This is a genomic window from Salinibacterium sp. (assembly GCF_031364185.1).
Classification (GTDB): domain Bacteria; phylum Actinomycetota; class Actinomycetes; order Actinomycetales; family Microbacteriaceae; genus Rhodoglobus.
Map to the genome: position 1 here is coordinate 1 of NZ_JANLVV010000234.1, position 14,344 is coordinate 14,344.

10 protein-coding genes, 1 tRNA gene and 3 pseudogenes are annotated in these 14,344 nt (G+C 61.9%); 5 read left to right on the forward strand and 9 right to left on the reverse strand.

Annotated features, from left to right (window positions below):
* Positions 1-15: 15 nt before the first annotated feature.
* The 3 genes from mshC to RMN95_RS10505 are packed head-to-tail and all read right to left on the reverse strand — an operon-like array spanning position 16 to position 3,430.
* Positions 16-1,239: a cysteine--1-D-myo-inosityl 2-amino-2-deoxy-alpha-D-glucopyranoside ligase gene (gene mshC, locus RMN95_RS10495; protein WP_309616870.1), complete on the reverse strand. Its 1,224-nt coding sequence runs from the start codon at positions 1,237-1,239 to the stop codon at positions 16-18.
* Positions 1,240-1,248: 9 nt separating this feature from the next.
* The gene (locus RMN95_RS10500; protein ID WP_309616871.1) at positions 1,249-2,100 is read right to left on the reverse strand and encodes an undecaprenyl-diphosphate phosphatase; all 852 of its coding nucleotides are present in this window, start codon (positions 2,098-2,100) and stop codon (positions 1,249-1,251) included.
* A gap of 25 nt (positions 2,101-2,125) precedes the next feature.
* Positions 2,126-3,430 (reverse strand): M20/M25/M40 family metallo-hydrolase, encoded by a 1,305-nt coding sequence (locus RMN95_RS10505; protein ID WP_309616872.1) that lies wholly within the window; start codon positions 3,428-3,430, stop codon positions 2,126-2,128.
* 105 nt (positions 3,431-3,535) lie between these two features.
* Between RMN95_RS10505 and RMN95_RS10510 the strand changes: the two genes are divergently transcribed.
* Positions 3,536-3,620, forward strand: a tRNA-Leu gene (locus RMN95_RS10510).
* 231 nt (positions 3,621-3,851) lie between these two features.
* On the opposite strand, the pseudogene RMN95_RS10515 reads toward RMN95_RS10510, so the two are convergent.
* Positions 3,852-4,759: pseudogene (locus RMN95_RS10515) on the reverse strand (transposase).
* A gap of 77 nt (positions 4,760-4,836) precedes the next feature.
* Between RMN95_RS10515 and RMN95_RS10520 the strand changes: the two are divergent.
* A pseudogene (locus RMN95_RS10520) lies at positions 4,837-4,995 on the forward strand (IS21 family transposase); the annotation flags it as partial.
* Positions 4,996-5,013: 18 nt separating this feature from the next.
* A pseudogene (locus RMN95_RS10525) lies at positions 5,014-5,328 on the forward strand (IS3 family transposase); the annotation flags it as partial.
* A gap of 50 nt (positions 5,329-5,378) precedes the next feature.
* On the opposite strand, the gene RMN95_RS10530 reads toward RMN95_RS10525, so the two are convergent.
* The 5 genes from RMN95_RS10530 to RMN95_RS10550 all read right to left on the reverse strand — a co-directional run bounded on the left by RMN95_RS10530 (position 5,379) and on the right by RMN95_RS10550 (position 12,104).
* Positions 5,379-6,377, reverse strand: a complete 999-nt coding sequence (locus RMN95_RS10530; protein WP_309616873.1) for an ABC transporter permease — start codon at positions 6,375-6,377, stop codon at positions 5,379-5,381.
* A 36-nt stretch (positions 6,378-6,413) separates the two neighbouring features.
* Positions 6,414-7,910, reverse strand: coding sequence for a sugar ABC transporter ATP-binding protein (locus tag RMN95_RS10535; RefSeq protein WP_309616874.1), 1,497 nt, complete (start codon positions 7,908-7,910; stop codon positions 6,414-6,416).
* A gap of 26 nt (positions 7,911-7,936) precedes the next feature.
* Positions 7,937-9,148, reverse strand: a complete 1,212-nt coding sequence (locus RMN95_RS10540) for a substrate-binding domain-containing protein (protein ID WP_309616875.1) — start codon at positions 9,146-9,148, stop codon at positions 7,937-7,939.
* Positions 9,149-9,382: 234 nt separating this feature from the next.
* Positions 9,383-9,919, reverse strand: coding sequence for an IS5 family transposase (locus RMN95_RS10545; protein ID WP_397545278.1), 537 nt, complete (start codon positions 9,917-9,919; stop codon positions 9,383-9,385).
* Between the two features lie 22 nt (positions 9,920-9,941).
* Complete coding sequence (locus tag RMN95_RS10550; protein ID WP_309616876.1) at positions 9,942-12,104, reverse strand: LamG-like jellyroll fold domain-containing protein; 2,163 nt, start codon at positions 12,102-12,104, stop codon at positions 9,942-9,944.
* A gap of 396 nt (positions 12,105-12,500) precedes the next feature.
* Here RMN95_RS10550 and RMN95_RS17160 point away from each other — a divergent pair, with 396 nt between their 5' ends.
* Together RMN95_RS17160 and RMN95_RS10565 are read left to right on the forward strand one after the other, a co-directional pair.
* The gene (locus tag RMN95_RS17160) at positions 12,501-12,773 is read left to right on the forward strand and encodes a transposase (protein ID WP_397545279.1); all 273 of its coding nucleotides are present in this window, start codon (positions 12,501-12,503) and stop codon (positions 12,771-12,773) included.
* A gap of 344 nt (positions 12,774-13,117) precedes the next feature.
* Positions 13,118-14,344, forward strand: a 1,227-nt coding sequence (locus tag RMN95_RS10565) for a HAMP domain-containing sensor histidine kinase (protein WP_309616877.1), incomplete at its 3' end; no start/stop codon positions are given.

The following is a 14,344-nucleotide window of genomic DNA, read 5'->3' on the forward strand; positions in this document are numbered from 1 at the left end:
CGGTAGCGCGGTGGATTAGTGCAGCGAGACTCCCAGCAGCGCGTGGATCGCGTCGAGGTCAACCCCGGTCGGCGATGCGCCGGAGGCCGCGCGGGCATCGACGGCAGCGAGCGCGGCGGGTGTTGCGAGGTCGCGGGCCAGGGCATCCCGAAGCTCTGCGAGAAGTTCGGAACCGGTGCCGGATGCATCCAGGCCTCTCGCCCAACCGATCCAGGAAGCGAGTCGTGCCACGGCGGTGGTGAGAACCTCGTCTGTCCACTCCCAGTCACCTCGATAGTGATGGGAGAGGATAGTGAGCCGAATGGCGCGGGGGTCGACACCGGCGGTGACCAGTGCCGAAACGAACACGAGGTTACCGAGCGATTTACTCATTTTCTCACCGCGATAGCTGACCAGCCCGGCGTGCACGTGCGCCTGCGCGTGGCGGCGCCCGGTGAGTGCGGCGGTATGACCGGCGGTGAACTCGTGATGAGGAAAAATGAGGTCCCGCCCTCCTCCCGCGACGGTCACCGGGATGTCGAGGAATTCCTGCACGATGACCGAGCACTCGATGTGCCATCCGGGGCGACCGTCTCCCAGCTCGCTCGGCCAGGAGGGTTCGCCCGGTCGCGCGCCCATCCACAGCACAGGGTCGAGCGGGTCGCGTTTGCCCTCGCGCGCCGGATCTCCGCCTCGTTGGGCCGCCAGAACCAGCATCGTGTCGCGATCGAGCCGGCTCACCTGGCCCAGCTGCCACGAGGAGTGTGCCGCGGCTGCGGTGCTGTCGAAATACACGTCATTGCCGAGCCTGTACGCCAGCCCCGCGTCCAGCAGCCGCCGCACTGCCTGCTCCACGCGGCCCACCATGTCTGTAACGGCAACGAAGTGATCGGGCGGGATGACGCCAAGAGCGCGCATGTCGTTTCGGAACAGCTCGATCTGACCGGCTGCGAGGTCGCGCCAGTCAACCCCGGTGGCCGTCGCCCGCTCCAGGAGCGGGTCGTCGACATCCGTCACATTCTGCACGTAGCGGACGTCGTAGCCAGCGTCACGCCAGACCCGGTTGAGGGTGTCGAATGCGAGATAGGTCGCGGCATGACCGATGTGAGTAGCGTCGTAGGGTGTGATGCCACAGACGTAGAGGCCTGCGGCGGCGCTCGGGCGCACCGGGATGATCGACCCGGATGTCGTGTCGAAAACCTGGGGAATGGCGGCGGTGCCGGGTAGCCGCGCAACCTCGGGCTGGCTCCAGGACTTCACCGCCTTAGCCTAGAGCGGCTGGATGGCACCCATGGACAACAGCACCAGCAGCACGACTCCCAGCACTACTCGATAAACGACGAACGGCAGGAATGACCGCTTCTCGATGTAGCGCATCAGGAAGGCAATGACGAGATAGCCCACCACGAAGGCAACTGCGGTTGCCACCAGCGTCTCGGGGTATCCGTAGACACCTTTGGGCTCACCGAAGCTGTGCACCAGCTCGTACAGGCCGCTGCCGAACACCGCAGGTATGGCGAGCAGAAATCCGAACCTGGCGGCGGCGGGTCGCGTGTAGCCCAGTGACAGCCCCATTGTCATCGTGGCGCCGGAGCGTGAGACGCCGGGCACAAGCGCCAATACCTGCGCGAGGCCGATCGCGATGCCGTGCCGGTAGGTCATCTTATCCAAGGGTCGGATCTTCCTGCCGAGGTAGTCGGCGAGTCCAAGGATGAGGCCGAACACGATCAACACGATCGCGATGATCCACAGCGAGCGAAACACAGACCGGATGGTGTCCTGGGCGAGAAAACCGATGACAACGATCGGCAGCGTGCCGATAATAATCAGCCACCCGAGGCGAACATCAGGGTCGTTTTTGGGGATGCCGGCGGAGTGAACGCCACCCGTCGAGCCGAAATGCCGGAACCAGCGTCCGATGATGCGCACGATGTCTTTGCGGAAGTAAAGGATCACCGCAAGCTCAGTGCCGATTTGCGTGATCGCGGTGAACGTCGCCCCCGGATCGGTGGCACCAGGAAGCAACTCGCCGACGATACGAAGATGTGCGCTTGAGGAGATCGGCAGGAACTCTGTAAGCCCCTGGACGAGTCCAAGAATGATGGCTTCGATGAAGCCCATGGGCCCCTCCTCGGTTGTGCGGCAGCTAGTAATTCACGAACAGGTCTCCGAGAACCCGCCTGCCAAAGACTAATGCGTCCAGCGGGACGCGCTCGTCAACGCCGTGAAACATCCCAGGGAAGTCCATATCTGGCGGAAGTTGCAGCGGCGCGAAGCCGTACCCCTTGATACCAAGTTTCGACAGCGCCTTATTGTCTGTGCCTCCCGAGAGCAGGTACGGCAAAACCTCGGCGCCGGGATCGTGGGCGTGCAGTGTTCCCACCATCGCGTCGACGAGCGGCCCGTCAAATGAATTTTCCAGCCCGACATCGCGATGCATGACGACCACCTCGATGTCGTCTCCAACGAGTTCGCGCACGCGCGCAAGCACGGCGTCCTCCTCGCCGGGGAGGGTGCGGATATCGATGAGCGCCTCCGCGACGTCCGGGATCACGTTGTGCTTATAGCCGGCCTTCAGAAGTGTCGGGTTGGTCGTGGTGTGCAGGGTGGCCAGGATGAAGCCCGCTGCTGATCCCGTGCTCAGCACCACCGCGTCCGGGCCCACCTTCTCGGGATCAACGTTCATGAGCCGCCCAAGTTCCGCCACCAGCTGCGTGGTGGTTGCGGTCAGCTCGACTGGCCACTCCTGCTGGCCGAGTGTAGCGACCGCCTGCGCGAGCTTCGTGACGGCATTGTTCCGGATGACACGGCTGCCGTGTGCGGCGGTGCCCCGCGCCACCAGCCGCACCCATACGAGCGCCTTCTCGCCGGTCTGCAGCAGGTACGCACGCTGGCCATTCAGGTGAACGGAGTAGCCGCCCACTTCGCTGATGGCCTCAGTTGCGCCCTCGAACAGGTCCGGTCGGGTGTCGACGACGTGGTGGGAGCCGAACACTCCCCCGTTCTCCTCATCGGAGAAGAACGCGATGATCAGGTCACGGGCGGGCTGCCTGCCTGCGCCGAGCACGTCCTCGAGCGCCGTGACGATCATCGCATCCATGTTCTTCATGTCGACAGCGCCACGTCCCCACAGCAGGCCGTCCCGGATCTCCCCCGCGAACGGGTCCACGGTCCAGTTGGCCGGGTCGGCCGGCACGACATCGGTGTGCCCATGAACGACGAGGGCGGGCTTATCGGCGTTGGCGCCGGGAACGCGGGCGAAGACGCTGGTGCGGCCGGGAGCGGCATCCACATACTCAGTGTCAAGACCCATCGCCTCAAGGAGGGAGCCCAGGTATTCGGCCGCCTCGGTCTCACCAGTCGACCTGCCTTCGCCGTAGTTCGTCGTGTCGAACCTGATCAGGTCGCGGGCAATTCGGGCTGTCGATTCGAGCTCGGTGTTCTCGGGCATGACTCCACCCTAAGCGTGTGCGTTTGTCGCCTCCCCTGTGCGTTGGGGGTGACGGAAGAGTGCTATTCTCATACCTCGGTGGGTCCGTGAAGGATTCATCGCCGCGCGCGGATGGCGGAATTGGCAGACGCGCTAGCTTGAGGTGCTAGTGCCCGTATAGGGCGTGGGGGTTCAAGTCCCCCTTCGCGCACGATGGGTAGTTCGGCTTATTGAGCCGGATCATTCGGAATATAGGTCGGCAAGTCGCTTCGGCGAGTTGCCGGCCTATTTTTGGCTCCGCGGCGGGGGCTTACGGGTTATAGGCAAGAAAGTGGCTTTGGCGGAGCCGCGAATCGCACCGATGTGTACTTCGTGCAGGGCGTTGAGTGCGAGATCGGCGTACCTGGCGGGACTATCTCGTCAACGGTGTTTCCGGCGGTTTTTATTTGTAGGTTTCCGCGGCCGACCAGCGGTCTTGGAAGGTCATGACGAAGGCGTTCAGCGCAGGCTTCTTGTCGCATCGTCCGTTGGGTGCGGCTGCGACCGGTGGGGTCGAGGCTACGAGTTACAAGCAATGCCGTGCGGCTTGCTCGGTCGGGCAGTGCCCGCGAGCCCGCACTGCCCGCCACGACCGTGCGTTCAATGATTCGATCGCGTTCGTGGAGCAGATTACGGTGTAAATCTCGAGGTCGTAGTCCGGAAAGGGGATGAACTCTTCCCATTCGTTCTCCCAGAGCCGGATGATCGCGACTTAGCGTTCGCCCCTTTCTCGCCCAGTTCCTCCAGAACGGCCCGGGCGGCGTTCGCGTTCGGGGCGGTATACGAGCGGCTTGGTGGACCATTCGTTCATTTCGTCGATGACTTTGTCCGTGATCCGAGAGGTCGTCTCCTCGCCGGCCGTGGCCCAAAGATCTGGGCGAAGTGCGCGGTAAACTCCCCTATCGTCAAACCGTTCGCGTACCGTGACAGGACGATGTCATCGACCCCGTTCAAACGGCGTTGGCGTTTCTTGACAATCTGCGGCTCGAACGAACTGTCACGGTCCCTCGGGACCCCGATAGTGACCTGCCCCGTCGCTTCGGTCAGGACCATCTTCGACCCGGTGCCCTTTCGCTTGTTTGCATCACCATGGCCGGGATCGGCCTGGTTCTTCTCGTGCCCGAGGTGCTCAGTCATCTCCTCGTTCAACGCCGTTTCCAGCACGGTCTTCGTAAACTGCTTCAATAGTCCATCCGGCCCGGACAGCGATAGGCCTTGCTCAGTGGGCGAACGCACCAGCTCATTCGCTGCAGTTTCCTCCGCGGAGGGACCCAACTTCTTAGATTTCACAACATCTAATGTCGTAGTCATCGCGGCACCCCTCCCTCCGAGGTCACGCCCGGCGCGTCTGCCGTGAACACCGTTTTGTCTACAGTCCCAAGCAGACGCGAGCGGTTGCCGAACGCATCGATGCCTACAACCGGGAACCGTTCCAGACACGTGCCGGCTCCCGCCTCAGCGTGTTCGAGAGCGAGGAGAAGGCGCTGCTGCGGCCGTTGCCGTCGGCCCCGTATGAGATCAGTCGGTGGGTCAAGGGTCGGAGGGTGCAGAAGGTCGCCGGTTGCGTGGTCCACAGCGACCGAGGATCACGATTTCGAAGCCGGAAGCTCCTCAGCGCTCTGGCCGGCCACCGCCGGCTCGGATCGGTGGGAAGAGTCGCCCCGTGTGGTGACAACGCCGCGATGGAATCCTTCTTCAGCGTGCTGCAGAAGAATGTCCCGGACCGCTGCTCCTGGGCCACCCGTCAGGAGCTGCGGATCGCGATCGTGGCCTGGATCGAACGCGCCTACCACCGACGACGTCGACAAGCAGCCCTGGGCCGGTTGACGCCGGTCGAGTTCGAGGCCATCGTGAACACGCCAGCCACCCTGCCTGCGTGACTAAAAACTGTCACCAAACCCTGTAGCAGACCCGCCAGGGGTGTGGGGGGTCAGTCTTTATTGCGTACCCGGTCGAGCACGACGGCGGCGATGATGACGACGCCTTTCACCACACTCTGCGCTGGCGACGGAATTCCCATCAGAGTCAGCCCGTTGCTCACTACGCCGATCACCACGGCCCCAAGCACGGTGCCGACAATGGTGCCGTAGCCGCCCGCTAGGCGGGTACCGCCGAGAACAGCCGCAGCGATCGCGTCCAACTCGATGCCGGTAGCGATGTTCGGGAGCCCGCTCTGGACTCGGGCTGAGAGGATCACGCCCGCCAAGGAAGCGAACACGCTGCAGATGACAAGAGCTAGGACCCGCACGCGTCCAACTGGCACCCCAGCAAGGCCCGACGCCTCGGCGTTGCCACCGACAGAGTAGAGCTGGACACCGAACAGGGTGCGCTTGAGTAAGATTTGGCAGATCACAAACGCGAGCACGGGGTACAGAAGTAGAGATGGGATACCCGCGATCTGGCCGAGCGCGAAAATGTCCAAGAAGGCGATCGATTGGATGGCGCGTGGTTCACCATTATTGTAGGACAACGCAAGGCCGGTACCGACGCTCAAGGTGCCCAGAGTAACGATGAAGCTCGGAACACGAAAACGAACGGTGAAAAGTCCGTTGATGAGGCCGAAAGCCAGCCCAATGCCGAGACAAGCAATGAGCGTGATGATGGCGTTGACAGGCGACCCGTTGGCCCCGTCGTTTTGGAGTATCGCACCGGCCGCGATGCTGCAGACGGCCATGACGCCTGCCATGGACAAATCGATCTCGCCTGCGATCAGCACGATTGTGATGCCAAGCGCAACGATCAGCACCACAGAGATCTGGCGGCCGATGTTGAGTGCGTTCACGACCGTAAAAAAGTACTGTGACTGGATCGAGAAGAAAATCATGAGCACTGCGAGCGCGATGATCAGCGGGAAGATCCGGGATGTGACCGCTCGGCGCATCACACCGGGGCGAGTTGACTGGTCGAGGGGCGTTAGTGCTGTATTCACGTGAGGTTTCATTTCTAGATCGTTCGCCATGCGCGGCTAGTCCGCCGAGAGTTGGAGAATTTGCTGTTCACTGATGTGGGGACGTCTTAGTTCGCCGACGACCAAGCCGTCGCGGAGAACCAGCACCCGGTCGGCCGTTGAGAACTCGGATACTTCCGATGACAACATGAGGATCGCGGCCCCCGCCGCGCGCTGCCGCTCAATCTCATTGAGCATGTCCCGCTTTGCGCCGACATCAACGCCCTGAGTTGGGTCCTCGAGCACCAAGAGGGTCGGAGGGTCGAAAGTCGCCCGCGCGAACACCGCCTTTTGCTGGTTGCCGCCCGAAAGTTGGCTGATTGGCTGCGAGAGCGAGTGTCGCCTCACGCCGAGACGATTGGTCGCAGCCTCCACCCGCTGATGAAGGTCGGCAGATACGGTTCGCCAGGCAGTGCGCCTCCATTGCCCGCGCCCAAGAAGCACATTTTCTTGAATAGACTGACCGGCTACTGCGCCTCGAGTTCGGTGGTCGGAGGGAACAAAGAGAATGTGCGCCCGCCTTGCATTAAGCACACTCCGTGGCGCAGGAGCCCCGTTGACCCGAATCGAACCGGTATAGGACCTCGCCCCCACGACTGCCTCCGCAAGTTGGGGCCCGCCAGAGCCGACCACCCCGTAAACCCCGAGAATTTCGCCCCTGCGCACCTCAAAGTCGACGCCGGCCACGCGATCGGTAACGAGATTTTTGACCTCGAGGATCACTGGTTCGCTTCCGGTCACGCGCACCAAATCACTGTCGCCGACAAGCGCCTCTGACGCGGTCTCTCCAATGATCGAGCTGACGATCCGCTTGCGGTCCCAAGGGGCTTCGGAGAACTCGGCCGCGTTGCTCCCGTTTCGAAGCACGGTGATGCGATCGGCGATCTCATAGACCTCATTCATCTTGTGGCTCACGTAGATGATTCCGACACCCGCAGCTACTAGCTGGCGGATCGCCGCGAAAAGGCTGCCCTGCTCCTTGGCCGTCAGCCCTGAGGTGGGCTCATCCATAATGACCACCCGCGCCTGACTGGAAATCGCGATGGCGATCTCCAGCATCTGGCGCTCACCAAACGTGAGCGCGGACACCATGTCGGATGGCCGTGTCGTGCTACCGAGGGCGTCTAGAGCTCGCCGAGCGTGCTCTGATGCTTCGGCGGAATTGCGAACAAACGACTGTTTCGCTGAGTAGGAACGAATGAGAAAGTTCTCGGCCACGGTGAGGCTGGAGATCACCGACAGCTGCTGGTGAATGACCGCGATACCACGGGCCCGGGCCTGCAAGGGGTCCGTGAGATGGACTTCCTCACTGCCAACCCGGATGGATCCGGAATCTGGCACATAAACCCCCGCGAGGGTCTTGATGAGAGTCGACTTGCCCGCACCGTTCGCGCCGAGAAGTGCATGCACTTCGCCGGCGCGAACGGTGAGGCTGACGTTCACCAGGGCTCGCGTGGGGCCGAAGGTCTTCGTGATCGACCTCACGTCGAGGACGATCTCTGTTTCATCCTTCATTGGCATTGCGACCCTGATCTCTCGAGCTACTTGAGCGGTGCGCCGAAGAGCTGTTCGTATATCTTGCCCACGTTGGAGGAATCGACCGCCACATTCTCGCAGAAGATGACTTTGGGAACATCTGCACCAGCGAGTGTCAGAACCATAGCCGTTCCGGCCGCGCTTCCCTGGCAGTCAGTGATCTGCGCGGAGGTCGCCTGCAGTGCGGCAGTCTTGGAATTGATCAACTGGGCCGTTTCGAGACCCAAGTCGCTGGTCGTAATGAATCCTTTCCATGCCGCGGATGCCGCTGCCGCGTTCATCCCCTGCGCAATTCCGTCGTAGGCGCCGAAGCCACCGGTGATGCTGGGATTGGCCGTCAGGATGTCGGAGAACGCCGTGGTGCAGTCTGCCTTGGCCTGGCACGTCACGGTGTCTTCGACGATCTTGATACCCGTCGCGCAGGAGATCCCTGCTTCGAAGCCCTTCACGCGGTTATCTACGTGCCAAAGGCTGAACTTGTAGGGGACCACAGCAATGTCGCCCTTGCCGCCCAGCGCGGTCACGAGCTGCATCGCAGCCTGCAGTCCGCCGCCGAAGTCGTAGGCGGAGATGAGCGAGGAATAGTTGTCTGCTTCAAGCGCTGAACCAACCACGACCACCGGAACGTTCGCATCGGCCGCGGCTTTGAGGCCGGGAGCGGAAGCAGCTGCATCTACGGGGAAGATCACTAGAAGAGCCGGCTTCTGAGAGATCAGGCTCTCGATGTCGGAAATTTGTGTCTGCGGCTTCGAACCGGCGTCGGTGGTGATGATGGTGGCGCCGATTTCCTTCGCAACCTTCTCGATTCCTGCGACCACCTGCGTTGTGTAGTCAGATGCGAAATGAGTCGAGATCGCGATCTTGCCACCCGCGGCCGCCGTGCTCGCCGCGGCGATCTGGTCGGCGGTAGCCTCGACTTTGTCAGCGTAGGTGCCCTCTTCACCGTTCGGGCCGACAAGTGCGGACTTGCCGGCGATACAGTCGAGCACCGACTGATCGACGGACGCTACCGTAGTCGTCGTATCGGTTCCAGCCGAAGAGCTGCAGCCGCTCAGAGCCGCGACCAACGCTGTGGTGGCGAACGCAATTAATGCGAGCCGCTTTGGTAGTGCTGTGTGTAGAGACATCCTTGTTCCCTGCTTTTGAAGTTGCGGCTCGAAAAAACCGACTAATACTTGCGGTCGCGCTATGCAAACAGACATCGGATCAAAAGTCAACCAAAGACACCAAAACAGACGGTGAAACTCGCGATTTAGCCTATTTTGCTCTCCGAAGGTGGGATGAATCGCGGGAAACGATGTATAGTCGCATCACAGTTCATGAAACATCCGACCAATCTAGAGCACAAGGACGTGTCCCCCTCGTGCGGGATGGACTACCTAATAAGAGCTTGGAAAGGCGCCGAGCACAGCGGTCGAAAACTTCGGGTGCAAGGTCAAACGGGCACGCCACTATGACACCTCAATACGCTTTGACCGCGCGCAGCCGATCGGGTCTGGTGCGGGGCCGCGACGTGTGATGCTCAGATGCTCCATCAGCATGGGAAATATGGGCGAGTCTCTGGCTTGGCCTGCTCCGACCAGCACCACCAGCCCGCGACCATCAACGAGTTGGTGGATCTTCGTGCTCAATCCGCCACGGGAGCGGTTTGTCGCCGAGTCCACACTCACCGCCCAATCGAGCTCCCCAGCAGCAGCAGCATCGGCGAGCAACTCGGCATGGATCCTGTCCCAGGTCCCATCGCCGCTGAAGCGGCGGTGACGTTTCCACGCCGTCTGCCATGGCCCGAACCCCGCCGGCAGATCACGCCACGGCGCCCCGGTCCGGAACCGCCAGACGATGCCCTCGACCACACGACGGTGATCCTGGACCGGACGACCACCACCACCACCACGAGATGCCGCAGGCATCAATAACTCAATCCGAGCACACACACCATCTGATGAGGAACGAGTCCGAGACAGGCTCTCAGCATGCCGCCACCACACAGCACAACTTAGGAGACACGCCCTAGCCGAGCTGTGCGATCTCGGTCGCGGTCAGTGCGCGGTCATAGATGTAAAGCTCATCGAGTCCTATCGAGACATTCCCTGCAAGAGATCCACCGACCATCGTGGGGGCGAAGGTTCCTGACCAGGTGCCTTGGCTGTCGAGGGTCCCGTCCAGATAAAGTTTCACTGTGCCTGCGGTGCGGGTAATCACCACATGCGTCCACGCCCCGGTCGGTATCACTTTCGTCGCAGTGACGCGATCGGATCCCGCATAGAGCCGCGGCTTGCCCTGATAGAAGTTGATGTCCATTCCACTACCACGCAACAAGCCACTTGTATTCGTCAGACCAGCGCTCGGGTTGACCCAAGCGGCAATGCTGAAGTCGCCGGTGATAGAAATGGCCGGAAGGGCTATGGCCCCGCTGCCACCGGAGTTGGCCGTGAATGAGCCAGCAAACTGACCGTCCCGCCGCCACACGTAACTGCCGCTCGCAACTCCGTTGCGGCCCTGGCCTGAGCTGTCGGTGACCGATCCCGTTGGTGTGCTGCTGAATCCGTAGAGAATGTCAAGTCCGCTCGGTATCGTTGGCGCGGCTTGTGCGAGCTGCTGCACCTCGGTCGAACTCAAGGCACGGCCCGCGAGTACGAAGTCATCAATTGCTTGTGGCCCCGTCTTGGCTATGGCGCGGCCCGCGAACTTTGGCGTGAAGATCCCGCTCCAGGTTCCGGTGCCGCGCGCTATGCCGTTGACGTAGGTTGTAACCGTGGTCCCGGACCGGGTTACGGCAACATGCGCCCAGGTGTTTGCCGCTACTGCGACGGACGATGTTGCGACGTCGGTTCCTGTGTACAGGCGCGGATATCCCTGGTAGAGGTTTATGTCCTGCCCGATCCCCGACACGAGGCCATTCGCGTTGCTCGGTGCGGTATCCGTCCGAATCCATCCAGCAACTGTGAAGTTACCGGCGTACGACACAGGCGGCAGTGTCACGCTCCCGGTAGATGTCGACAGAGCACCCCCGGTATGTCCAGCCGTCGCGAACGTTGCGTCGCCGGCAAGCGTGCCGGTGCGACTGTTTCCGGATGAATCGACCGCGCCCGTCTGATCGTCGAACTGGTATCCCAGCACCTTGTTGTTGCTCGGCACGGTGTGTGCGTCATTCGTGAACGCGAGGGGCGCGATCGCGACCCCGTGGGATGCTTCAGGGTAGATAGCATAATTCTGCCAGCCCGACGTGGTGATGTACCACTGGCCGTTCGTGTCCTGGATGTACTCGGGGGCATGCACTGGCAGCTTAGCCACAAGCGTTCCAGCACCAGTGGCGCTTACCCCGTTGAAATCACCGAAGTCCATCGGGTTTGTCGATCGGAAAATAAACGTATCGTGGTAAGAAGGTGCGCTGCTGTCGGTGATCGTCGTGCTGAGGTAATAATAATCGCCGTACTTGAACACGAAGGGCGATTCAAGGCTCGACCAGGGTGCCGTCGTCGCCGTGCCGCTCACGGTCAGCGCGCGCCCCGCGTAGACCCAGTCAAGAAGGTTTGTCGAGGTGTAGCTGGCTAGATAGTTGACACCGTTCGCTGTGGCAGGGGCGTACATTACGTACCCACCGTTATACGGATAAACCATCGGATCACGGAACTCCTCCGAAAGCCCGGATACGGTGATGTCAGTTCGCCGGGTCCATGTCGTCAGTGTCGGGTCGGTAGTGGAGGCGACTTCGAGCGTGTTGCCGCCCGGCGACGTATTGTTCGGAACTCCCGCACGATTTGAGCGATAGAACAGATACGTCGTTCCGCCGACGGTGATCGCGTGGGGTGCCCACGCATTAAGTGGAGTTCCGTTGGCGTAGTACGCCGCGAGGACTGGACCTTCGGTCCAGGTACCCGAGGTAAGCGACGCTGTTGTCGCCGACGCGAAAGAGTTCTCTTGACCGTTTCCACCGCCCGAGATCCCGATAACGTGCCACAGGCCGTCGCCGCCTTTGATAACGGTGTGGTCATTCATGTAGTTAGCGGGGGCGGGCTGGGTGGGTGAAAAAAGAGTTGTCCACGGACCAGCAATGCGGGGGGTGTAGGTTGCGGCGGGGACGGGGCCCGCTGCTTGAGCGGGTGCGGATAGCGCGCCCAGCGCGAGTAGAGCAACTACCGTCGATACTGCGATGGAACGGCGAAGGTTCATGCTTGTCTCCTTTGACGAACAGATTTGACCCCAACTTTACAAGTTGTAGGATGTTTAAGCTAGTTATTCGCTAAATTGAGCTTTTTGCTCGATTTAACTGGCTATTAACCTGATGTTTGAGGTCGGTGTTCGCCAAGGAGCACCGGTTTTCCGGTGTGATCGACAGCGATCCGGGTGTCCACTTGGTCGATTTCCCGCAGGCTAAGGCGGACATCCTGCAGGTCGCTGAGATCGGGTGTCCCGAGGGGTCGAGGACGCAGGTCCTCAGGGTGATGTCGGCGAGAGCGGCGACAATATGCGTCCGCGCATTCCAGCAGGGTCGCGCATCATTTTCTGTGGGATCTTGGCCAGCAGCGAAAACCTGCGGGTTCTGCTTGTGCTCGAGGGTGCTATCAAGTGGTGGGTGTCGCCCGTGGTCGTGAGCCGGGTGTGACTGTCGAGCAGATCGCGAGAGATTTGGGTGTCCACACGATGCCGTTGCAGTCCTGGTTGCGTCGCGCCGCGGTCGACGAGGGCGCCAAGCCCGGTCACTCCCGAACGGAGTCGGCCGACCTACGGGAAGCGCGCAAGCGGATCCGACTCCTTGTGCAGGAGAACGAAATCCTGCGGCGGGCGGCGGCGTATCTATCGCAGGCGAATCTGCCGGGAAAAGGTTCTACCCGCTCGTGATGGAGCTCGCTGCGGGCAGGATCCCTGTCGCGGTGACGCTGGGGGCACCTCCCGCTTGAAAGCGCAGCGCGCGGGGGAACGGGTATTGACGCTCTCCCGCCAGCCTTACTACCGGTGGCTGGCGGGCCCGGTCATACCCAGCGAGGTGTCGGATGGACCTACAAATTACCGGGTTTCGCTGTGCCGAGTAGGTCAGGGACCCTCCGGGACTGCCGGATAGCATGCGGGGCGGCTTCAGAAGAAGCCCCACGTCGGGTTACGTCGGGTTCCGGCACTGGCTCCACTAAGAAATCTCTCATCGGACGTGAACGCCATGAGTAGTGTTCGCAGTCGATAATCAGAGGATGTCCGCTCCGTCGCCTGCCGCCCAGGGACACTGGGGGCGCTGGCGATCGGTGCGAGTCGTGAGATCGGTGCGCGCGCGCATCCTGATCTCGATGCTGATTGTCGCCGCGGTGGGAATGTCCGTCGCCGGCGGCACGGCCTACGCGATCCAGCGTGAGCGCACCGTCGCCCAGATCGACGGCCGGCTGGTCGCGGCGGTGGATGAGTCATCGTTCATCGCCGGGGATACCGGCGCCAGCACGCTGTCAGACACTCTCTATGCGATCGTGCAGCGGCTGCGACCCGGAACCGATGAGGCGACCTTCGCCATTATCGGCGGGCGTACGGCGATCGTGCCAGGTGGCACCGGAGACGCGCATCCGGAGCAGGACGCGGCGTTTGTTGAGCGCGTGCTCAGTGAAACCAACCCGGGACTCGTGGTGAGGGGAACCGCGACTGCGTCCGATGCTACTGTGCGGTACGTGGCCATTCCGGTGACGGTCGAGGGGGACGACACCGGCATCTTCGTCGTCACGGTCGACCTGAATGCGCGACTTTTACCCGTGGATGACGCGTTCCGCACGTTCGCCGTCGTGGCTGCGGTGGCGCTCGCGGCACTGGGCCTCGTGGGCTGGGTTGTGGCCGGTCGGCTGCTCTCCCCCATCCGGAGGCTGCGGGACACCGCGGCTCGGATCACCGCAACCGACGTGAGCGAGCGAATCGTCGTGGTCGGCGCCGACGACGTTTCAGAGTTGACCGTGACGGTGAACGGTATGCTCGACCGCCTCGAAAGCGCCCTGACCGGCCAGCGACAGCTGCTGGATGACGTGGGCCATGAACTCAAAACCCCTCTCACGATTGTGCGCGGTCACCTCGAGCTCATGCAGCCCTCCGACGAGGCGGATGTTGCCGCCACGAAGGCCCTCGCCATCGACGAACTTGACCGCATGGGGGGCCTCGTAAGGGATATCTCCGATCTAGCGACGGTGCTTCGACCGCTGCGAATGCAACGAGAACCGACCGACATCAGCGGGCTTACTGAGCGAGTGCGAACGAAGGCCAGCGCCTTATCATCCCGTCACGAATGGATCACCCCGCAGGCTGCGAATGTGATGGCGATGATCGACGGGGAGCGAATAACCCAGGCCCTGCTTCAGCTCGCCGCTAATGCCGTGGTGCATGGACCCTCCAGCGGCGTCATCGAGATTTCGAGCGAGGTGCGTGGAGGCCGGCTTCTTTTCTCGGTG